The sequence below is a fragment of the Spirochaetota bacterium genome, from assembly GCA_040756435.1.
GTDB lineage: Bacteria > Spirochaetota > UBA4802 > UBA4802 > UB4802 > UBA4802.
The window spans coordinates 1-22,569 of sequence record JBFLZD010000054.1 but is presented as its reverse complement, the minus strand read 5'-3'; the positions used below and the strand labels follow the sequence as shown (position 1 = coordinate 22,569).

Annotated in this window: 17 protein-coding genes; all 17 read left to right on the top strand. The window is 36.0% G+C overall.

Annotated elements, in window-relative coordinates; genetic code table 11:
* A partial coding sequence (locus AB1444_13270) for a PAS domain S-box protein (protein MEW6527619.1) occupies nt 1-2,361 on the top strand: 2,361 nt, incomplete at its 5' end.
* 336 nt (nt 2,362-2,697) lie between these two features.
* Nucleotides 2,698-3,399, top strand: coding sequence for a M23 family metallopeptidase (locus tag AB1444_13265; GenBank protein ID MEW6527618.1), 702 nt, complete (start codon nt 2,698-2,700; stop codon nt 3,397-3,399).
* A gap of 83 nt (nt 3,400-3,482) precedes the next feature.
* The gene (locus tag AB1444_13260; protein MEW6527617.1) at nt 3,483-3,974 is read left to right on the top strand and encodes a methyltransferase; all 492 of its coding nucleotides are present in this window, start codon (nt 3,483-3,485) and stop codon (nt 3,972-3,974) included.
* Between the two features lie 165 nt (nt 3,975-4,139).
* Entirely contained in the window at nt 4,140-4,778 is a 639-nt protein-coding gene (locus tag AB1444_13255; protein ID MEW6527616.1) for an oxidoreductase, read from the top strand.
* Between the two features lie 123 nt (nt 4,779-4,901).
* Nucleotides 4,902-5,378, top strand: coding sequence for a hypothetical protein (locus tag AB1444_13250; protein ID MEW6527615.1), 477 nt, complete (start codon nt 4,902-4,904; stop codon nt 5,376-5,378).
* A 19-nt stretch (nt 5,379-5,397) separates the two neighbouring features.
* Nucleotides 5,398-6,006, top strand: coding sequence for a hypothetical protein (locus AB1444_13245; GenBank protein ID MEW6527614.1), 609 nt, complete (start codon nt 5,398-5,400; stop codon nt 6,004-6,006).
* Between the two features lie 163 nt (nt 6,007-6,169).
* Nucleotides 6,170-7,063, top strand: coding sequence for a 3-hydroxyacyl-CoA dehydrogenase (locus tag AB1444_13240; protein ID MEW6527613.1), 894 nt, complete (start codon nt 6,170-6,172; stop codon nt 7,061-7,063).
* 20 nt (nt 7,064-7,083) lie between these two features.
* Nucleotides 7,084-8,208 carry a tRNA guanosine(34) transglycosylase Tgt gene (gene tgt, locus AB1444_13235; GenBank protein ID MEW6527612.1) on the top strand — a complete coding sequence of 375 codons (1,125 nt, stop codon included), beginning with the start codon at nt 7,084-7,086 and terminating at the stop codon, nt 8,206-8,208.
* 566 nt (nt 8,209-8,774) lie between these two features.
* Nucleotides 8,775-9,557 (top strand): hypothetical protein, encoded by a 783-nt coding sequence (locus AB1444_13230; GenBank protein MEW6527611.1) that lies wholly within the window; start codon nt 8,775-8,777, stop codon nt 9,555-9,557.
* Nucleotides 9,557-10,141 carry a tetratricopeptide repeat protein gene (locus AB1444_13225; protein MEW6527610.1) on the top strand — a complete coding sequence of 195 codons (585 nt, stop codon included), beginning with the start codon at nt 9,557-9,559 and terminating at the stop codon, nt 10,139-10,141. The genes AB1444_13230 and AB1444_13225 overlap by 1 nt, the downstream gene beginning before the upstream one ends.
* Before the next feature lie 2 nt (nt 10,142-10,143).
* Nucleotides 10,144-10,608, top strand: coding sequence for a hypothetical protein (locus AB1444_13220; GenBank protein ID MEW6527609.1), 465 nt, complete (start codon nt 10,144-10,146; stop codon nt 10,606-10,608).
* The gene (locus AB1444_13215) at nt 10,605-11,981 is read left to right on the top strand and encodes a TolC family protein (protein MEW6527608.1); all 1,377 of its coding nucleotides are present in this window, start codon (nt 10,605-10,607) and stop codon (nt 11,979-11,981) included. Before AB1444_13220 ends, AB1444_13215 begins: the two co-directional genes overlap by 4 nt.
* Before the next feature lie 3 nt (nt 11,982-11,984).
* Entirely contained in the window at nt 11,985-13,370 is a 1,386-nt protein-coding gene (locus AB1444_13210; protein ID MEW6527607.1) for an efflux RND transporter periplasmic adaptor subunit, read from the top strand.
* A gap of 19 nt (nt 13,371-13,389) precedes the next feature.
* Complete coding sequence (locus tag AB1444_13205) at nt 13,390-14,814, top strand: Ig-like domain-containing protein (GenBank protein ID MEW6527606.1); 1,425 nt, start codon at nt 13,390-13,392, stop codon at nt 14,812-14,814.
* 26 nt (nt 14,815-14,840) lie between these two features.
* Complete coding sequence (locus tag AB1444_13200) at nt 14,841-16,388, top strand: Ig-like domain-containing protein (protein MEW6527605.1); 1,548 nt, start codon at nt 14,841-14,843, stop codon at nt 16,386-16,388.
* An 8-nt stretch (nt 16,389-16,396) separates the two neighbouring features.
* On the top strand, nt 16,397-19,462 hold the full coding sequence (locus tag AB1444_13195; GenBank protein MEW6527604.1) for an efflux RND transporter permease subunit: 3,066 nt from the start codon (nt 16,397-16,399) through the stop codon (nt 19,460-19,462).
* A complete protein-coding gene (locus tag AB1444_13190) occupies nt 19,459-22,482 on the top strand; it encodes an efflux RND transporter permease subunit (GenBank protein ID MEW6527603.1) in 3,024 nt (1,007 codons plus the stop codon). Before AB1444_13195 ends, AB1444_13190 begins: the two co-directional genes overlap by 4 nt.
* The last annotated feature ends 87 nt before the right edge of the window (nt 22,483-22,569 follow it).

The window sequence follows — 22,569 nt, the reverse complement described above, 5'->3', positions numbered from 1 at the left end:
CTGGATACATTTGTACTTTCTATGACACTCATAACCGCACTCTGTGCACTAACACCATTTATACTCCCCTATTACTATGCAACACAACTATCAGTACTTATGGCAGCTATTGGCTCAGTTTCAGTTATTGCTATTGGGATAATAGCACAGATAAAAAAAGTCAGGGAAGCAATATTTTACAATATTGCCACATTAAGTTTTGTATTAGGAGTATTGCTTATTGGTCTTCGTTCTTTTGGTGTATTAGGCGATAACTTCTTTACGTCATGGGGATATCAGTTGGGCTCCTCGGCAATGATTATACTGTTTTCGTTGGGTATTGCTGACAAGGTAAATACGTGGCGCAAAGATAAAGAGCGAGCACTGTCACAACTTGCAACATCAGAGGCTCGCTACCGCACCCTGGTTGAAAATGCCCATGATGGCATCATCCTGGTTCAGAACTGGAAGGTTGTCTATTCCAATGATGCGTTTGCACGGATGATTGGGTACACTGTCCAAGAACTTATTAATATGCATTTACAGCAAATTGTTGCTGATACTGAGCTTGGTAAAGATGTATTAACCCAGTATAACAACCGATTACAAAACAAAGAAGCAAAAGTGCAATATGAAGCTCAGCTAAAACGAAAAACAGGCAATATCATTGATGTCCTCATTTCAGCCCAGATGGTTATACTGGATGGAATACCCACAAGCATAGCCATTATCACTGACATCAGTGCACTTAAAGAAGCGTATGATACCATTCAGCAGCAATATGAGGAAATACAGTCCCAGTATGAAGAATTGGAAGCAATGAATGAAGAAATGGTACGCACCCATTATGAACTTACTGAAGCAACACATAAGCTTGAGGAAGAGAGTGAGCGATTACACGCAACATTGCGCTCTATATATGATGGTGTTGTAGCAACTGACCTGCATGGCACTATTATTCTTGCCAATGACAAAGCTCTAAAATTAGCAGGTAAATCATCTGATGAGATAATTGGCAGACTATTTAATTCAATATTCACATTTTATTATGTTACCACCGGAGAAGAATTCAAAAATCCCGTTAATGAAATTTTGCGATATGGTGAGCTTGATACAAGTGGTTTTGCTCTGACATTGCAATCTTCTGATAAAGACGTAATTGTAGAACTATCGGGCGCCCCAATATATGTTGAAGGTAACATCATTGGAACCGTCATAGTTATACATGACATCACCGGTCAATACTGGCTGGAAAAGGAAATTCAAAAGATAAGTAAATTAGAGTCACTGAGTATTTTAGCTGGCGGTATTGCTCATGACTTCAATAACCTATTAACATCAATCATTGGTAATCTTTCAATATTGAAAGTAAAACTTACTGATATAGAATTATACCAAAAATATATAGAACGCATTGAAAACGCAGCGCAGAGAGCAGCTGACCTTACCAAGCAGCTTTTAACATTTTCTAAGGGTGGAGAGCCAATAAAAGAAGTAACTTCACTGGAGCAGGTAATCAGGGACACAGCACAGTTTGTACTTTCAGGTTCCAGTGTAAGGTGTAATTTTGAAATACAACCTGATATGTGGAATTGTGAAGTAGATGTGGGGCAAATGAGTCAGGTATTTCAGAATTTAATCATTAATGCAGCACAATCCATGCCTAAGGGAGGGGTTATTACTATTAAAACTGAAAATGTTGTATATGATGGTACTCAACAAAAACCACTGTTACCTGGTAATTATATTAGGATAACAGTAAAGGACGAAGGGATTGGTATCCCAAAAGAAAATTTATCACGAATATTTGATCCTTTTTTTACAACTAAGGAACGTGGCAGTGGATTGGGACTTGCTACAAGTTTTTCAATTATTAAAAGACATGGTGGCCATATTGAAGTACATTCAGAAGTTGACAAAGGCTCAGAGTTTATAATCTATCTCCATGCTACAGAAAAAAGCATTCATAACCATAAAGACCATGAATCACACATTGCTCCTCCAGGAGGGAGGATACTACTCATGGATGATGATTTTACAATCTATGAGGTTGCTTCCCATATGCTTGATATTTATGGATTTGAAGTTGATTGGGTCGAAACCGGTGAAAAGGCAATTGTAAAGTACAAAGCATCAATTACATCAGGCAACCCATATGACCTTATTATTATGGATTTAACCGTTCCCGGAGCCATGGGTGGTGTACAGGCTGTACAGGAAATCTTGGAAATAAATCCTGGTGCAAAAGTTATTGTTTCAAGCGGTTATTCCAATGATCCTGTAATGTCACACTTTAAAGAATATGGATTCAAAGGTGTTATTGCAAAACCATACAAAATTGAAGAGATAATAAAAGTAATTAATGAAGTCCTTGCACAGTAAGTCTTTTCTTCATTACTTCCGAAAATATACAGTAGTTGACCTTGAAACTATCACACTATCACCTATATGTAAAAAGGAAGTTGCTACGTTTAGCAAAAGGGAACAGTTTTTTTGGCACGTAAATGCTATTGTTACGTCCCGAATGTATAGAAGCTAACTATGACTGGGTAGTTGATGTGTCATCCTGAGCTGAAAGCGAAGGTTAGCAAATATTAAAATGGCCTGATCCTTCGTCGTCCCAATAGAGAAGAAACTCATCAGGATAACAACAGCATTTGTTCATAAGGGTTACATTTTGCACTCAATTCCATTTTTAAAAAAGGAGATCAATACGCTATGAATAAAAAATGGATTATCTTTATACTTATTACAATGGTAGCAACTATTCAAGCTTCTGTAGTTAAGCAAAAACATGCTGATACTGAAAAAGTTAAACAGCAGTATGCATCTGATGTTGAAAAGAAGGAAGCAATCATAAAAAAAATACATGCATTGATGAAAGAAATAAATGCAAATGTTGGTGGAGATGAAAAACTTATAGTCCCTGTTGAACCTTCTCAAGCTACCGATGTGGTTGACCACGATGAATATGCAAAAAAAGAAATTATACCTGAGAAAAAACAAGAAGAAGGCAAGAAAGGCAAAGAAGAAACATTCATTGCCCCCACAAAAGGAAAAATGACAAGTAAATATGGATACAGGGAAAATCCTGTCACCAAAAAATATTCATTTCATAAAGGAATAGACATAGCTGCTCCAAAAGGAACTAAAGTAGTTGCAAGCGCAACTGGCTCAGTGGTTACATCACAGTATATGAGTAATGGCTATGGTAATTGCATCATCATTGAACATGAAAACAATACAAAAACATTATATGCACATCTGCAAAAGCGTCTGGTAAAAGTTGGTGATGTTGTACAGCAGGGAGATCAAATAGGAACTGTCGGTGCTACCGGAAGAGCAACCGGACCACATCTTCACTATGAAGTATATAAAGGTAAGCAATCAATTAATCCAGAAGAGCTTATTCATTATTAACTTTTATATATGGTTACTATCTCATATGCTATACGGGAAGTACGCTTTTGTGGCTAAAAATTGTATATTGAAAGGATTATGGAGTGGGGATCTTTAAAATTATTATAACGATAGCTGGTGTTATTTTTTGGATTATACTACTACCGGTAATTATCGCACTATTTTCATTTAAAATTATACCGATACCGTTTGATACCACTGAGCTTGCCGGTATAGGCGTTGTCGTGGGAATAATTGGATTGTTAATTTCTTCATGGGCTGTTATTGTACAAATAACCATAGGTAAAGGAACACCTGTCCCCTTGCTTGGCCCTCAAAAACTTATAGTTACAGGACCTTACAGGTTTTGCCGCAATCCCATGACACTGGGCCTGACGATGTATTATACAGGTGCCGGCATTATTATTAACCATGGTATAGCTGCAGCACTATTGTTAGCAGTAGTTCTTTTTCATATACTCTATGATGCGTTTTTTGAGGAAAAAGAACTGGTGCGCAAATTTGGTAGTGACTATATACATTATAAAACAACAACCCCTTTCATCCTGCCAAAAATAAAGCTTTATAAAAAATAAGGGAACTTATAAAAATTATTTTTTTGGATGTTCCCTTTTGGGCACAATATATTGGATAAAACCGTTTTCTTTTATTACATTTATAATGTTGAAAGCGGTTTTTAGAGGTGCCCATAATTTTCATTTTTAGTTGACTTTATTGCAATTATTTATTTCATTACTACTATGAATAAAAAAGCGTGTGTGCTGGGTGCAACTGGTCTTGTTGGCTCAAACCTTCTATCGTTGCTCACAAATGATAATGATTACTCTGCTATACATGTGATAACACGGCGAAAGCTGCAACTACAGGCCAGTACAGTCACTCAATATATTGCTGATTTTAATAATCTTGAAACGGTAGCCAATGTATTTGCCGTTGACGATGTCTTTTGCTGCCTGGGCACAACAATGAAAAAAGCAGGCTCAAAAGAAGCATTTAAACAGGTTGATTACGAGTATGTAGTGAAAGCAGCTAAATTAGCACATACGCAGGGGGCAAAACAATTTTTGGTTGTCAGTGCAGTTGGGGCTCATCCCCATTCGCTGTTTTTTTATAATAGAATAAAAGGACAGATGGAAAACGATGTGGCTTCAATTCCATTTACAGCAGTGCATATATTCAGACCTTCGCTTCTCCTTGGACAAAGAGATGAAAGGCGTTTTGCGGAAGATATTGCACAACGATGTGCAAAGCCATTATCCTATATACTGAAGGGACCGTTAAAAAAGTACGCACCTGTGGAAGCAAAGCATGTAGCTCAATCCATGATACAGGCAGCAAAAGCAAATATACCGGGCATTCACATTTATGAAGCATTATAGGCGATAGTTACTGGATAGAGTACCGGTTTTTTTAATAAAGAATACAAACACTTTATTGCACCTTGACATTAGCACCTGCCAGCTTGTTATAAAGTGTATATTTATAATCAAAGGAGGTCGTATATGTATCGCAAAATTTTTACTATTGCGATTGTTTTGTGTTTTTTATTACCATTTGTTGTATTTGCTCTTGATGATGCACACTTCATTCAAGATGATGACTATTTTGTTTCCAAGGAGCCTTACAAACAGGGGTGGATTTATGTAGAGCTTGCAAAAATATTAACGCCTGCAAAACCGGAAACAAAAAATGAAGCTCAGTTTATGACAGTTCGTGAAGGGGAAGAGTTGTGGACAAAGCATTTCTGGAAAACAAGAATTGCAACTGTGGCTGAGTGTAAGGTTGGTACTGTTGTTATTTGCTTTAATGACAATGTGAAAGATGATGTGTACCATGCACCAGAAGATAAGGATAATGCCCGCAATGGATCATGGTTCATGGCAAAGATAACCGATATGTCTGATCTGTATAAAGGTTACATCACTGTGTCAGGCGGTTATAAAATCGATAAAGACAATGTACGTCTAATTATAAAATAATTTAATAAGGAGCAACTTTATGAAAAGAACGTTTATATTTCTTTTAGCTGGTTTATTATTGGTAGCCATTTCAGGTTGCCAGAGTGACTCAAATTATCTCAGTGATACAATAAAGGGCAGAGTTACTGATGCAGCGCTTGACAGTTTAACAACAAAATCAACTGAAACAAAAACGACTCAGAAAACAAAATCTTCCAGTGACTATGTCCCTTCAGATGCTGATGCACATTATATTCAACCATCAGATTATTTTATTGCTGACCGTGAATTCCCAAATCAGGGGTGGATATATGTGTATATAGCTAAAGTTATCACTGCACCAACAGCCCAGACCAAATATGAGGGGCAATTTATGAAGGTTCAGGATGGTAAAGAAATCTGGACAAAATATTACTGGAAGTCCAGGATAGCAACCAGTGCAGATATCAAAATAGGTGCTATAGTGATTATGTTTGACGGTAATTATCAAAATAATATTGCAATGCCACCAAAAAATAAAGATGAAGCAAGGAATGAAAACTGGTTCATGGCAAAGATTACTGACACCACGGACCTTTATAAAGGATATGTCACTGTATCAGGTGGTTATAAGGTTGGTGTTGATGCCATCAGAGTACCTTTTAAATAATGTAACTATACACGTATGGAAATGATACAGTAAGGGGCTTTATGCCCCTTTTTTTTATTATATAATAGTTGACGAACATAAAAACACTTTTGTTATAACCATTGTTTTTTTACATTTGTATTTATGCGATAGTTACTATACAGTAATCTTTCAGGAGGAAAGTATGGATGCTGACACCATTAAAACCATTTTAATTATTGGCTCCGGGACTATGGGCCAGCAGATAGGTTTTTTATGCGCTCTGCATGGTTATACAGTACATATGTATGATGTAAAGGAAGATGCTCTCCAACGTGCCCGGGAAAGAATTGTGAAGCTATCCGAATGGTTTGAAAAACATAATGTAAAAAATGCTTCTGGCGGATTGCCATTGATGCATTATTTTACTGATGCTTCAAAAGCAGCTTATAATGTTGATTTTGTAAGCGAATCAGTTCCTGAAGACCCAGCATTAAAAGCAAAAATATTCAGTGATTTTAACGCTCTATGCCCGCAGCACGCTATATTTACAACCAACACTTCGTCGCTGGTGCCATCTCAAATTGCAAAAGAAACCGGCAGGCCTGATAGATTTTTAGCATTCCATTTTCACGATGTCAGAACAACAAAGATTGTTGATGTCATGCCACATCCAAACACGAGCAAAGAAGCTTTAGAGGTAACTATCGCTTTTGCAAAAAAATTAGGACAGATCCCCATTGTGTTAAAAAAAGAAAACCACGGGTATGTCTTCAATACTATGCTTATGACGTTAATAAGCTCTGCTCTGACACTGGCAGCCAATGAGGTAGCCTCAATCTATGATATTGATAGAAGTTTTATGGGTGTTATGGGCACACCTATTGGTCCTTTTGGCATAATGGACAGTATTGGGCTTGATACAGTATACAAAGTAACAAAATACTGGGCAGATTTGTTAAATGATAAACAGGGTCAAAAGAATGCTGCATTTTTACAGGGTTATATTGACAAAGGTTTTCTGGGAACAAAAACTGGCCGGGGATTTTATACCTATCCCCATCCCGACTTTTCAAAACCGGAATTTTTGCAACCATAACACTATTACAGGCTATAGCAATGCATTTTGAGATTATTAAAAAAGATCGTGATACACAGGCACGCATAGCTATTATCCACACTCACCATGGTGCTGTGCACACTCCCGTCTTTATGCCTGTTGCCACGCGGGGTGCTATCCGCGCATTAACAATCCGTGATATTGAAGAAATTGGATTTGAAATAATTCTGTCCAATACATACCACTTGTATATTCGTCCCGGTATTGAACTACTCAATGAGGTGGGCGGTCTTCATAATTTTATGAACTATCACAAACCCATATTAACCGATTCAGGTGGGTTTCAGGTGTTTTCATTGGCAGATTTACGCAAGGTACATGATAATGGTGTGGAGTTTAAATCACATATTGATGGTTCCAAACATTTTTTCAGCCCCCAGAAGGTTCTGGATATACAGAGGATTATTGGTTCGGATATTATGATGGTTTTAGATGAATGTGTTGAATACCCTTCAACACACCATGCTGCACAAAAGGCAGTTGACAGGACGCTGCACTGGGCATCAATTTCATTTAACTACTGGAAAAGTTCGTTTGATACAAACAGGCAGGCACTCTTTGCTATAGTTCAGGGCAGCACCTTCCCTGATTTACGGAAATTTTGTATTGAAGCTCTACTGGAGTTTAATTTCTCAGGCTATGCTATTGGTGGACTATCCGTGGGTGAGCCAAAAAGTGAATATGCAGAAATAACAGCTCTTACCGTACCCTTTTTGCCATGGGACAAACCCCGCTACATGATGGGTGTAGGCAGCCCTTTAGAAATCCTTGAAGCCATTAAACATGGTGTGGACATGTTTGACTGCGTAATGCCAACCCGGATTGCCCGTAATGGGGCACTCTTTACATCACAAGGGCGGGTTAACATCAAGTCGGGTATATATGCACAGGATTTTGGTCCACTTGATGAAAATTGCCAGTGTTATGTATGCCGTACATTTACCAGAGCCTATCTGCGTCATATTTATAAAATGAATGAGATAGCAGCCCTTATTTACAATACCTACCATAATTTATATTTTATGAAGCAATTTATTGAAGGCATACAAAAAAGCATAGCAGAAGATAGATTTCTTGAAGAATATAAAAGATGGGAAAGGATTTACAGTAATAATAAAGAATAAAGTATACCCCCACCTTCAGCAATAGTTTACCCATAAAAAATAAAAAAAAATAAGCAATAATTTGTTAAAAAATTTCATAATGAATATAGAGTACACCGGGGTTATCTCAAAAGACATCTTCTGCAATGACTTTTGCCATACTGTCATTGCGAGAAACGAAGTGACGAAGCAATCTTGTCTTCTGTGGTATTTAGATTGCTTCGCTACGCTCGCAATGACTTTGCACCCGCGTCATTGAGAACTCCACGGATTGTTTTGGGACACCGCCGGTGTACTCTATTTATATTTTATTCAAATTTCCACATTTAGGAATAATTAGTGAAAAAAAATTAAAAAAATTAAAATTTTTTTATATTTCTCCGTTAATTTTTTCTAATTCCTGCGTTGTATATAGTGAGTCTATAATCCAATTTCTTTTATTTCATTTTGGATGCCAAAATGCAGAAAAACTGAAATTTAAAATGCCAGGTAATCAATTTGTGAAAAAAAAATAATGAGCCCAACAGAGAATACTATAGCAATAAGATTATTGAAATTGTATAAATACTTTTTCCAGGGAGAATATCATGACACATATCTCTTTTAAAATGTTAATTTTTACAACTTTTATAACAATCATTATTTTTTGTATTTCATGTGCAACAGTAACCATACCGCCAAAACCACAAGCTAACAGTATAACTGAAGTATATACTATAGATAATTACAACAAACTTCACACCGTAGAGTGCATGATCCCACCATCTGGAATCATTACCTCAATAAATGCTATCAATGTTACATACACAAATGGTGACGAAAATGATTCATTCGATAAAAAGGAACTCATTCTATGGAACAATGAAATACAGAAAGCTTTATTACAGCAGGGAATTCAAATAATCAGTGAGAATAGAACAATTACACTGTTTGACGAAAATAAACAACAGAACCAACAACCATCATTAATAATCGACACACTCCGTATAGAGAAAATATCTGAAACTCTATCTTTATCCCATAAACATGCTGATACTACAACGATCTATTCATATTATTATTATTTTGCTGAAATTAATGCAAGTATATCTGTTCATAATGTCATTGTGTGGCGTGGCAGTGTTCGTTTAACATCATTTGACTTATTTCAACAAAAGAAGCAGTTAACCATACCTGAAGTTTACTTCACCTTAACAAGCAATTATTCTTATTCAAATAAGATGAAACAATGGATAAGCACCAATCCCACCATATCATTGTCTGATAATTTCAGTAAATACTTAGATTCCACTATAGACACTGATCTGCACAAACAGCAGCTTATAGCATTGGCTGTAACAACATTACTATCAAACATCAGGGGCAAATAATGAGAGCTTTAACCAGTATACTAGTACTTTTCTTCTACATTGCTTGTAGCAATACCGATCGGTCAAAAGAATTATATAACAAAGCACTTACACAGTATGCAAATAAAGATTTTGAAGGTGCAAGATCTTTATGTTTAGAATCAATAAAAAATGCAGATTTACCTGATTCGTATTTACTTTTAGCAAAGATATATTTTTTTACCAATAATGTCGATTTTGAAAAAATAATCAAAAAATATATTAGGTTAACAGATAGTTCTCAAGGATATATTCTGTATGCACGGTGGTTTATAAGACACAATAAACAAGATGAAGCCATCAGGTATCTTAAAAAAGCACTTCTGCATTCTCCCAATGATCCTGTAGCGCTATATCTTTTAGGAAGCATTCAGTATACAAATAAACAGTACGATGATGCCATTTTAACTTTTCACAGAGCTTTTGCTAATTACTTTCCTCTTATGCAGATACACAGGCAGTTACAGGAAATTTACAGTGAAATACACCTGACTGAACGAGCTGCAAAGCACCATGCAATCATTGAAGCCATTAAACAATTTGATGATTCTATGAACGGAGAATAACTATGAAAAAGCATATGATCATTGTATCTATCTTTGTATTTTTTACCACATGCAGGTCTTTAGATATTCAAACAGTTCAGCATGCTCCTTTTGCTAATGATTCAATTTATATCAAAGACATACACATTCACAATGAGCAATACAGCAACATAAAGGATTCATTAGTTTCGCATATTGCTTTCCATCTGCAAAAGAATAATCTCAAAGCTGCTTCATATTTCAATCCTGTGTATCGCGAACAGGATTTCAAATATACAGCTACTGTTGATATTTTCATCTCCAAAACCGGTGATATTTTTAACCAGGTGGAAAACGTTTCACTTTTCATATTTATCAACGACACAGCAACACATGTTGCAAGTATACGAATTATCTCACAAAACAGCCATTTACAGGATAGTTTTGATCAAGCAATGATAGCTAAAGCTATCGCTCAAGAAATTGACGCTATGGTTGTTAAAAAATGAAAAAGGTTTTTACTATTTTTACAGTTTACATCATTACAACCTGTTCTGCATGGGGTCAGGAAACACTGACATTACACACTGCATGCAAGTTAGCATTGAAAAACAGTGTAAAGCTTGAAACACTGAAAGCAAAGATTCAATCATCACGAATGATTGTACACGAACGATGGCGTGAATTGCTTCCCAATATAACGTTTCAATATTCTAAAAGCGATTCTGTTGCCATTAGAGAAGATGATACACGTTTACAATCGCTAGTATGTACGGTACAATATGACATTTTCACAAACCAACAATCGTTCATTGCATATTCAATAGCTCAGATTGAAGCAATGCTTGCTAATGAAGAATATAGCATAGAAAAAAATAAAATTATTCTTTCAACCAAAGAGGCATACTTTGCACTCCAGAAAAAAAGAAAGGCAATTGAAATCTATCAACTCCTTTTAAAAAGCCTTCAGTTACAAAAAAACATTATAACTGCACAACAACAATTGGGCATGGCTACAGAGTTACAGCAAATACAGGTTGATGGGAAAATTGCCGAGGCCCAGTACAACATACTCAATGCACAAAATCAATATGTTAATTCTTTGCAGGATTTTGCTACTACTTTAGGTATTAACTATGCATCTATAAAATTTCCAGAGCAGGAATATACCGAGCTACAAAACATCACTATAGCAAGTAAAGAAAACTTGATATCCTTATCAATGCAAAATCGCAATGAACTTAAAAAAAGTTATTATACCCTTATTAAAACTCAAAAGGAATATCAATTAGCACAGTATTACTACTTACCAAGAATTCAACTTTTTGCAAGTTATGGTTATAGTGGGACAGAATTTCCTATGAATAAAAAAATGTGGAATGTTGGTTTTTCAATAACAAGTTTACTTTTTGGAAATACAACCTCTTTAAGCAATTCATATGGGAAAAAAGACAATGATAACACAACAGATATAAAATCCAGTGCATCCATTGCACTATACGATAATCCATCTTTTTTAAGATCTATGATTGATACTGAAGCAGCATACACTGAAGCACAGAAGAATCATCAACAACTTATCCAGATAATACGTGCTGATGTTTCAAAAGCTTATGATACGGTGATTGAGTCTTTGAAAAAAGTTGAAATAGCCAAACAAACTGTACTTCTTCTGGAAAAACAATCGGCAATTGAAAATGAGCAAGTCCGTTTAGGTGATATCACCCGTTATGATGTTTTAAAAACGCTGGTAGATCTTTCACAGGCACGTCTCAGGCTACAGGAAACAATAACTGATGTCTTTGTATCAATGGCAGCATTAGAAAATGCCGTTGGACTACCCATCGAGTCCATATTTTTAAAATACAAGGGAGATATATAATTGATGACTAACTTTTTAACGTTACTTATAGAATACAAAAGAAAAATATATTTATTAGTTTTACTATGCGTAATTATCTCAACTATATTTGCCATACTTTCTTTATCTTTGCATAAAGATACTATAATACAGGAAATGCCCATTCAGGTTGAAACCTATACGGTTAAAGCCAAAACAATAACAAAAAAAATAAACAGCATTGCAACAGTACAGTATAAAGACAAAGCTATTATTTCATCCAAGATCTTTGGGCGCGTAGAAAAAATATTTGTGGAACAGGGCAAGCATGTAAAAAAAGGGCAATTATTAGCTAAAATTGAAACATATGCATTGGAATTGCAACTGAAAGAAGCTACAGCCCAACTAAAAAAAGCTCAGGCTAATTTACGCCTGGCTGAAGAGAAATTGTTGCAGGCTGAAAGAAATGTTGAACAGCGCCTAAAAGCAATTGCAAAATCAAAATTAGAACTTACTGATAAATATGTAACGCTTCAAAATACAGAAGATATACTTAGAAAAAAAGAAAAATTATTTAAAGCAGGTGGCGTTACTGAAACAGAGCTCAATACGTTGCGGACTAATTATCATACGGTAAAAACACAATTTTTACAGGCCAGGAAAGATTACGAAACACTGATTGTAGGTTTTAGAGATAGTGATATTGCTAAGGCTGGATTTATTAAACCACAGGATGAAACAAAAACAAATGAGCTTTTTAAATTAATAAATACCGCAATGGAACAAGCAGAACGTGATGCAGCAAAAAGCCAGGTTGAGCAGGCAAAAACACAGATAGATATAATTAAAACTAATATAAACGAAGCTTCTATTACATCACCTATTGATGGCATTGTAGCTGTGCGTTCAATTGATATAGGCGAAAAGGTAAGTGAGGATACAAATCTTTTTGTCATCATTAACACAGCAAAGGTATATTGCATCTCTCAGCTTAATGAAAATGACCTGATTTATATACAGCCCAACCAGAAAGCTGAAATCACTATCGATGCATTACATAAAACATACTCAGGTAAGGTTGATATTGTAAGCCCTGTACTTGACCAGACATCTCGAACAGCAGATGTAAAAATTATATGTTCAAATAAAGACAATAGCCTGAAACCCGGCATGTATGCCCGTGTATCAATCAATGTACAAACAATACCGGATGCCATATGCATCCCCGAAACATCTCTTAAAGAAAGCGATACATTCAGTGTCTTTATCATAAAAAATGATATGGCCTTTGAAAAGAAAGTCACTGTTAAAGAAAGAATAGATGATGAAATACTGGTGGATGGGCTACAGGAAGGCGACATCATATCCAGTTCACAGATAAAGCTTTTATATGATAAAGCTAAAGTAAAAATTATATCAAAAACCAATTAATAGTAAAGGTATATATGCAATGAAAGTATTATTAAATATCATACTTATGGTATCTTTAATTTCATGCAGCATGGACATTACCCCGCCAGAGATTGTTTCATATTCACCACCTCATAATGCAATAATGCAAACATCATGCCCTGTAACCATTTGTTTTTCCAAGTCAATGAATAAAGATAAAACACAAAAGGCATTTATATTAGTGTATGGGGAATTTGGCGATAGTTCCATAAAGGGAAATTTTGCCTGGAGCAACAATGACACAGTAATGACATTTACACCTGAATTGCCGCTAAGCAATGGCTACTATCGACTTATTATTGAAAAAACCGCATGTGATACACATAACAATACTCTTGTTACTCAGCATATATCAAGTTTCACAATAGGCCTGGATACAATCCCACCAGAAATACAATCATTGCAACCAGTTGATTGTAGTGAAAATATAGCATTGAATACATCAATAACGATTATCTTTTCTGAACCTATGGACACTGCTTCAGTAGAAAAAAATATACGGTTTTCCCCTTCTGTTGATTATACATGTATATGGGACACTGCAAACACAATACTAACTATAACACCGTACAAACCGTTACTATTTAATACCTGGTATCAGATTGATATATCAAAATGCCAGGACATGTCCCATAACATGATGATACAACCTGTAACATGCAGGTTCAGAACAGGCAGTGAATATATACGACCAGTCATTACTGGGCTCTACACAACTTCAATTTCACAAAATATGGCACAATCTGAAAACTTCACAATATACGAAGGCGCAAACGTAAACGATGAAATAATTATTACATTTAACGAACCAATAGATACTTCATCAATAACCAGATCTTTTAGTATTTCACCACAGGCCAGTTGGGATGCTTACTGGGATAATTCAAATCAAACCTGTACTATTCGTTTCCAACAACCACTGGCAGTTAATACCAGGTATGAAATACGCATAAATACAAACCTCAAAGATGTAGCTCAAAACACATTGCTGAATGATCTGGATGTATATATTGTAACAAGCGGTAATCTTTCCACCATTCCATCAATTTATAAACTTGAATGTATAAGCCATGAACAAAAGGCTCTTACTCCATTAAGTGTTACCGACCTGGGCGATGAATCCAATGAAAACACCACCTATGAGTTTACAGTACAATTTTCAGGACCAGTACTCAGAAATTCTATACCAGACAATATTAAAATACAATGTCTGTATGGTGAACAACCTGAAATAAGCGGAAATATCAATCAATTCAAATGGATAGATGATAGCCAGACATTGAAATTAACTATCGCTGCAATTGAAGGTGGAAACGTATACAAATTAACGTTTAAAGGCGGTACTGACGGCATAAAGTCAATCAATGGCATACCCATGCAAAATGATGTATGGTATATATTTTATTTTCATCCAGTAGATTAAGAAATGCATCATGTATGGAGTTAACTATGAAAGTATCATGTAACATAATTCTCCTCATATCTTTTACGATAACATCCTGTAACTATTTTGTTGATATTGACCCACCAGAAATCATTAGCATAACCCCCGCTAACAGGTCTGTAGTTTTAGAAGATCGCCCTGTTATTTGTGTAGAATTTTCTGAATCAATGGACAGGCCAAAAACCGAAGAAGCTTTTTTGATTAGTGGAGAGCATCAGCCAAAGGGACATTTTCGATGGGATAACAATAAGCTTTATTTTGACCTCATTGAAAATTGTAAAGATGCTACTGTATATACTATTATTATTCGCTCCAGTGCAGAAGATATTCATGGCAACAATCTTAAAGAAGATTTCACATCAACATTTTCAACAGATATTGATCTTATCAAACCTGAAGCAGTATCAATACAACCTGCGGATGGAGAACGAATATCTGACATTTTTTCTCCACTCATTGTACAGTTTTCCGAAGCTGTCAGGTTAGATTCAGTAAAAAAAGGTTTTATAGTTACCCCATACGTTGTTGGTGATATTACGTTGCAGAATGACAATTCTACTCTAGTATTTACTCCCTATACTAATTTTATACATGGTACAACATATACTATTACTCTATCAACAGATATTGTAGATATAGCAGGTAATCATTTATTAAAAGAATATAAAAGTATCTTTATATGTGGTACTGACTTTATTGCTCCAACATTAAATCCTGAATCAATGGAACCACCTGATTATTCTGTTGGATGCTTTGCTCATTACACTGGTACAACAGTACGACTTCAACCTTTTACTACAACAGAAGGCATCGATAAAAATACACACATACTTATACGATTTTCAAAAGCTATGCAGCGTATTGATACAAATGAAAGTATCAGCATATCTCCTTCCTGTAATGCCGCTTTTTCATGGGAAGATGACCACACCCTCCGTATCATACCCTCTTCACCATTAAATCTGATGCAAACGTATGTGCTGACTGTTACTTCACAGGCAAAAGATATAGCAGGCAATGCTCTTGATCAGGTATATAATTTCCCATTTAAAATATATTCAGAGTATTCACAACCAATTGAAGTTATCCCGTATGGCAATAACAGCAAATATATATATCAGATAGGTTGGGATTCTAGTGGTAATGTTGACGATACTGTATCACGTCTCTTAGAAAATGATGATATTATCGAATCGGCGCCACCATATGCATGCAACAAGCTCATTAACAATACTCATGTCACTGTCTTGATATTCAGGATTCAATTTGCCAATACAACAAACACACTGGCCGCTATTGCGTCATTGGATTTGCCCTCAGCAATGCAGGCTATTTCATTTAGCCTGATTGCATCACAGTTGAGTTCCACCCTTATCCCAAAAATATGGAAGATTGAGGTGCCAATTAACCATCCCGATTGCATTGATATATATATGTTTAATCTTACTCCACAATCATATTACAGATTATCAATTAATCATGGTATCAATGGAATTAAGGATACTGCAGGCAATTATATGCTCAACCCATTTGCCATTTATTGTAATATGTGATGGTATATATGGGAACATTAATAGTACAACGTCCTGTAACAATTATCATGGCATTCAGTGCTTTGTGTCTGTTTGGCATTATATCACTGTGTAACCTCACCATGGATCTGCTACCTCCCGTACAATATCCTGAGATTTCCGTTATTACACTGTATCCTGGTGCTGCTCCATCGGAAATTGAACAGCTTATCACTCAACCAGTTGAAGAGGCAGTCAACAGTGTTGCGGGCGTAACGCGCATACATTCAGAATCAATTGAAGGCGCAAGCCTTGTGGTAGCCACACTGCGATGGGGAAGCAATGTTGATTTTGCTCTCTTAAAGGTTCGTGAAAAAGTTGATCTTGTAAAAGGTATACTCCCTCAGGATGTCTATAAGCCAATCGTTACACGGTTTGATCCAAACTCTCTTCCCGTTATGAACATAGCTATTACGTCACAGGATATGGATTTACGACAGTTGCGTTATAAAACCGAAAAAAATATAGTACCACTTTTTGAACGTATTGAAGGAGTTGGCAATGCTAAAGTAACAGGAGGCAAAGTACGTCAGATTGAAGTACTCATAAACCGTGATGCACTGCAGGCATACAATATTGGGATACAGGAGATTATCGATAGCATTCAGTCATCCCACTGCAATTATCCTGCAGGCACCCTTGTTGCAGGCAATAAAGAACTTCTTATAAGGACTGCAGGCGAATTTAAAAATATCAGTGACATTGAGAATGTCCCAGTTAAAAAAACCCAGGATGGCCGCCTGGTCTTTTTAAAACACATTGCCCGAGTAGTAGATGGCTTCAAAGAAATTACAAGCCAGTCATTTATCAATGGTCAGCCCTGTGTGACCCTGTCCATCATAAAAGAGTCAGGGAAAAATACTGTTGAGGTTTGCCACAAGACGCGTCAGCTTGTTGGGAACCTCCAAAAAAAATATGGTAAAAGACTAACATTTGATATAATCAGCGATCAATCACAATATATCCAGAGTGCCATATCCAGTGTTACATCATCTGCTATTGCTGGTTCTATTATTGCATTTTTTGTTCTTCTCCTTTTCACACAGCGTTTCTTTTCTGCATTCATTATTACCGCAGCAATACCTGTATCAATTATCATTACTTTCTTTTTCATGAATGTATTATCCATTAATATTAATATGATGTCATTAGGCGGATTGACCATATGTGTGGGCATGCTCGTTGACTGTGGCATAGTAGTCATTGAATCCATTTCCAATGTAAAACATACATCAATACCACAGACCATATATACAATTGCACCATCACTCATCGCATCCACATTAACCAGTGTGGTCATTTTCTTGCCACTACTACTTATAAAAGGATTGGGCGGTGCGCTATTTGCTCATTTAGCCATTACAGTAACTATCGCTCTTTTTGCTTCTTTATTTGTTGCCCTGCTTCTCATCCCTGCATTGCACACTATTCAATCACAAAAAGTTCATCATGCAAAAAAGCAACACTTTGTGGCGATAGTTCATAATAGTTTACTTTTCCACAAAATAGATTCATTGCTGCAAACTATCGAACACAGATACGTCTTGCTGCTTGAAAGATTACTTTTACAGAGCAAATACATTTACATGGTAACTATCGCTATTATTGTTACTGGAGCATGTGCTGTTTGCATGATGACAGGATCACTGATGCCTGATACAACACAGAGTCAGTTCACAATTAGATTAGAGTCATCCCCTGGCACCCCATTACAGCAAACAATTGATATGCTTCAATATATTGATTCATTATTGGAATACTATCAAGAAATTGACAAACGATTGATAACGGCAGGCTACAACCCTGAAGATTACACCGAATACTTTGGCAGGGAAAAGAATACCAATATTGGCCAGATTCTTGTACAATTGCGCAATGGACAAGATGCAAAGGATTGCATTACCTATTTAGAAAAAAATGTAAAATTGCCACCTGAGGTTCGCATTGAATATAATGCAGCAAATACTCAATTTTTACAGGTGTTGCATGCAGGTAGCGGGGATATAACGATTAATTGTATAGGCAATTCTTTGCACGATATTAATGCTGCTGCAGGTGCATTTATACAGGAATGCACGCGACAACCATGGATTACTCAATGTTGCAGTGAAATTAAACAGGGCAAGCCTGAACTTACCATACAGGCTGATACTGACAGGTTAGCTTCGTTTGGGTTAACACTTCAGGATATTGCTTCACACATACACACTGCTGTGTACGGAACACACTCAGGAAAATACACTGAATCAGATTATGAGATTGATATTGTTACTCGATTTGATACTACGTTTCGTGACAGCATAGATGACATAGGAATGATACCCATTCAGGCTAACGGTGGTACTACATGTACATTACTACACACTATTGCTTCAATTTCTAATTCACAGGGTTATTCTTCAATTATACGTAACAATCAGCAGAAATGCATACCCATTCATGTTGCAACAAAGAGTATCTCACAAGAAAAAGCAATAGAAAAATTACAACAACTGTGGGAAAAGCAGAACAAACAAAATGTTTCTTTTGTTTTGTCACCAGAAATGATAGAAACAAAAGAATCACTTGAGTCATTGTATGCTATTCTTATTCTTTCTATTGTGTTAATATACATGATTATCGCCGCTCAATTTGAATCACTTCTTTATCCACTGTTAATCATGTCATCAGTACCTGTTGCCTTATGTGGATCATTCATATTTCTTTTTTTAACAGGTAAATCCATTAATATCATGTCGCTCATGGGGGCGGTTGTTCTTATAGGTACTATTGTGAATAATGCTATATTGCTACTTGATACTATTATTCATAACTATCGCCATAATAGCAATGTGGTTGCATCAATTACAAAATCCTGCACACAGCGTCTACGTCCAATCATAATGACATCTTTGACCACCATTTGCGGGCTTATACCACTGGCCTTGGGATTACAGGAAGGCGATGTCCAATCACCACTTGCTATTGCCATCATTGGCGGCATGATTGCTGGGACAGGTTTTATCATGCTCTGCCTGCCACATTTCATACGTATAACCATCAAGGAAAACTCATGAAATTAATACAATATTTTGTTACTCATACAATAACAACCTTGATGATCTTTTGTGCTATCATGGCAATAGGATTTTTTGCATTTACCTCATTACCTTCATCACTTTTGCCTGATGTGGGCAATCATGACATAACAATTGTAGTGCGGTATCCCGGGCAATCCCCTTACAAAATGGAGGAGATAATTACCAACCCACTGGAAGATGCTATTAGCACTATTGGTGGAATAGAAGAGATTGTTTCTTCTAGTAATGATACAGAAGCTCGCATATACATAACCTTTGAAAAGGATGCCAACCTACAATTTAAAGTGTATGAAATACATGAAAAGATAGAACCTGTGCGTGCAACATTTCCAAACGATGTGAATGAACCCGAGATATATCTTCAGGGGAATGACTATTCACCTATTATGGTCATAGGATTATCAAGTACACAGTATAGCCTTAATAAACTGCGTAATATTGCAGAAGGCATATACAAAAAAGATATTGAACGCATTGAGGGCGTTTCTCAGGTTGAGATAGGCGGAGGCAATAAGCGTGAGATTCATGTGACTGTTGATAATAATTACTGTGTTGCCTATAACACGCCATTGCACCATATAACAGAACAAATTCAAAAAAACAATTTTATAAATTCTCTGGGAATTCTTCATGATCCCATGAATGATTATACAATGCGCCTTAAAAGCAGATTTTTTACACTGGATGAAATTAAAAACCTTAAAATAGTATCAGCTGGTGGTTTACTAACACGATTAGGTCAAATAGCTCATGTAACAGATTATGCGGGGACACAGGATTCAGTATCACGCTATAACGTTCTGGATCAGGTTTCACTCTATATCTATAAATCAAGTATCGCTAATCCTTTAGATGTATCACAGCGCATTATCAGCGTACTGTCACAATGCTCTATACCTGGTGTTACGGCACATATAACCTATAACAGTGCCCAAGAGATACAAACAGCACTACACAACCTGTATATGAGCTGTATAGCTGGTATTATACTAACAATGCTGGTTATATACATTTTTTTAAAAAATATACAGGCTACTATTGCAGTTATTATTGCAATCCCATTTTCATTTGTAGTAATTGCAATTTATTTATTTTCTGGTGATGCCACACTTAATGTCATAACACTTTCTGCAATTGCCATCGCAACTGGCATGGTAGTTGATAATAGTATTATTGTCATTGAAAAAATATTTTCACAATCAAAGGCTAAACCCATTTCAGATGAACATATTATGTCATCAACTCAACAGGTAGCCAGAGCCCTGGTTGCATCCAGTTTAACCACAATAGTTATATTTATTCCCGTTTTGCTATTAAAAACAAAGAGTACCGCTTTATTCATTCAGTTAGCTGGCACTGTGATAGTTGCTATAGTTGCATCATTGGTAGTGGCTATTATATTTGTACCATGGTGTTTACGCATAACATCGCTTCTTCCACTACAATCATTCAAAATATCCTGTATAAGACAATTCATCCCCCACATTCAATACGTATCAGTGTTTGCATGGTTTCGCACTAATTGCAAAAAATATGTACCTATCACACATAATAACTCAATACTTGAATATTGTTTCAAAAATCAAAGGAAACTATATGGTATTATCCTCCTTGCAATTACCTTAACGGTGATTCCAATCTCAAAAATAACTGTTGAGGATATTAGCTTTACTGATCAAAATAAACTATTCGCACGATTGGAAATGCCATCAGGTACATCATTACTGGCAACCTCTCAAGCTGCCCTTTATATAGAAAAGCAGTTGCAACACATCAAATCCATTAATACTATCTCAACACGAATTCAACAGGAACATGCAGAGTTTATTATTGGTACAGATGGAGCAATAGACAGTGAAATGATAAAAAGGCGCTTACAGCTTCCATCAGATACTTCATTAATTTTTACCAGTACAGGTGGCACAATTCCCAATAAAATTGAAGTTATCATAAAAGGCAGGGATGTGCCAGTTATTCGCCAGTTGGCATATACATTTGCTACACAATTACAAACAACTTCAGCAGTTGAGGATATCATCTATCACTTTAAAGATGAGCGTCCTGAAGTATTGATTCAATTTGACAGGATGAAATGCGCATATACCGGTATTCCCATTGCCTATGCAGGCAATTACATAAGAAATCTTTTTTATGGTCCAGTGATAACCAAATACATTGATGATAGGGAAGTTGATGTGCGTATACGGGATAACCATTATGCTGTTAATGAAATTAATGATATAGTACTCCCTCTGGATAACAGGTCTGTTCCATTAAAAAATATTGCAACAGTTACCACATCAAATATTGTTACCACAGTATGGCATTATGATAAAATGCGTTCAGAAACAATCAGCATCATTCCAAAGGTTCCCCTTTATAAAATGGAAAAGATTCTCCACAACACTATTCAACAATTATCTCTCCCCAATGGATATTACATAGAATATGACAATACATTTACACAACATAAACAATCCATCACCTATATGGTGATCTATGTATGTATAGCTATTGCCTTAGTGTACATGGTGATTGCTTCTATATTTGAATCATTCATCCTACCATTGATAATTATGGTATCTGTACCAATAGCATGGATATGGGCACTCTGGGCATTATTTATTTTTAACATACAGTGTAATCTATCAACCATTATGGGATTTGTAGTATTAACCGGTATTGTGGTTAACAATTCAATACTTTTGATAGATAGTTATATGCAAAAGATCAAAACTTCCAGACATAAGAGATTACTACTACTAAAAGATTATCAAACCATAAATCAACATCGCAGTAAACCCATGCTGATAACAACAATAACCACAGTATCTGGTTTGTTGCCATTGGTTATTTCTTCTGGTGGAAGTCATCTGTGGCAGGGATTTGCTGTTACAGTAATTGCAGGACTGTGTGGTTCCTTTGCATGTATATTAATTATTACACCAATAGTATTCAATACCTATCAAAAGAATTTAAATATTCATCATCACTAATTATTCCTAAATGTGGAAATTTGAATAAAATATAAAATAGTGTACACCCCCGCCGCCGAAGGCGGCGGGGGTGTACACTATATTCAT

Coding starts and splice junctions, on each gene's coding strand:
- AB1444_13265 (MEW6527618.1), top strand. CDS start 2,698: ATGAATAAAAAATGGATTATCTTTATACTTATTACAATGGTAGCAACT.
- AB1444_13245 (MEW6527614.1), top strand. CDS start 5,398: ATGAAAAGAACGTTTATATTTCTTTTAGCTGGTTTATTATTGGTAGCC.
- AB1444_13205 (MEW6527606.1), top strand. CDS start 13,390: ATGAAAGTATTATTAAATATCATACTTATGGTATCTTTAATTTCATGC.
- AB1444_13220 (MEW6527609.1), top strand. CDS start 10,144: ATGAAAAAGCATATGATCATTGTATCTATCTTTGTATTTTTTACCACA.
- AB1444_13250 (MEW6527615.1), top strand. CDS start 4,902: ATGTATCGCAAAATTTTTACTATTGCGATTGTTTTGTGTTTTTTATTA.
- AB1444_13215 (MEW6527608.1), top strand. CDS start 10,605: ATGAAAAAGGTTTTTACTATTTTTACAGTTTACATCATTACAACCTGT.
- AB1444_13210 (MEW6527607.1), top strand. CDS start 11,985: ATGACTAACTTTTTAACGTTACTTATAGAATACAAAAGAAAAATATAT.
- AB1444_13230 (MEW6527611.1), top strand. CDS start 8,775: ATGACACATATCTCTTTTAAAATGTTAATTTTTACAACTTTTATAACA.
- AB1444_13200 (MEW6527605.1), top strand. CDS start 14,841: ATGAAAGTATCATGTAACATAATTCTCCTCATATCTTTTACGATAACA.
- AB1444_13190 (MEW6527603.1), top strand. CDS start 19,459: ATGAAATTAATACAATATTTTGTTACTCATACAATAACAACCTTGATG.
- AB1444_13255 (MEW6527616.1), top strand. CDS start 4,140: ATGAATAAAAAAGCGTGTGTGCTGGGTGCAACTGGTCTTGTTGGCTCA.
- AB1444_13225 (MEW6527610.1), top strand. CDS start 9,557: ATGAGAGCTTTAACCAGTATACTAGTACTTTTCTTCTACATTGCTTGT.
- tgt (MEW6527612.1), top strand. CDS start 7,084: ATGCATTTTGAGATTATTAAAAAAGATCGTGATACACAGGCACGCATA.
- AB1444_13195 (MEW6527604.1), top strand. CDS start 16,397: ATGGGAACATTAATAGTACAACGTCCTGTAACAATTATCATGGCATTC.
- AB1444_13240 (MEW6527613.1), top strand. CDS start 6,170: ATGGATGCTGACACCATTAAAACCATTTTAATTATTGGCTCCGGGACT.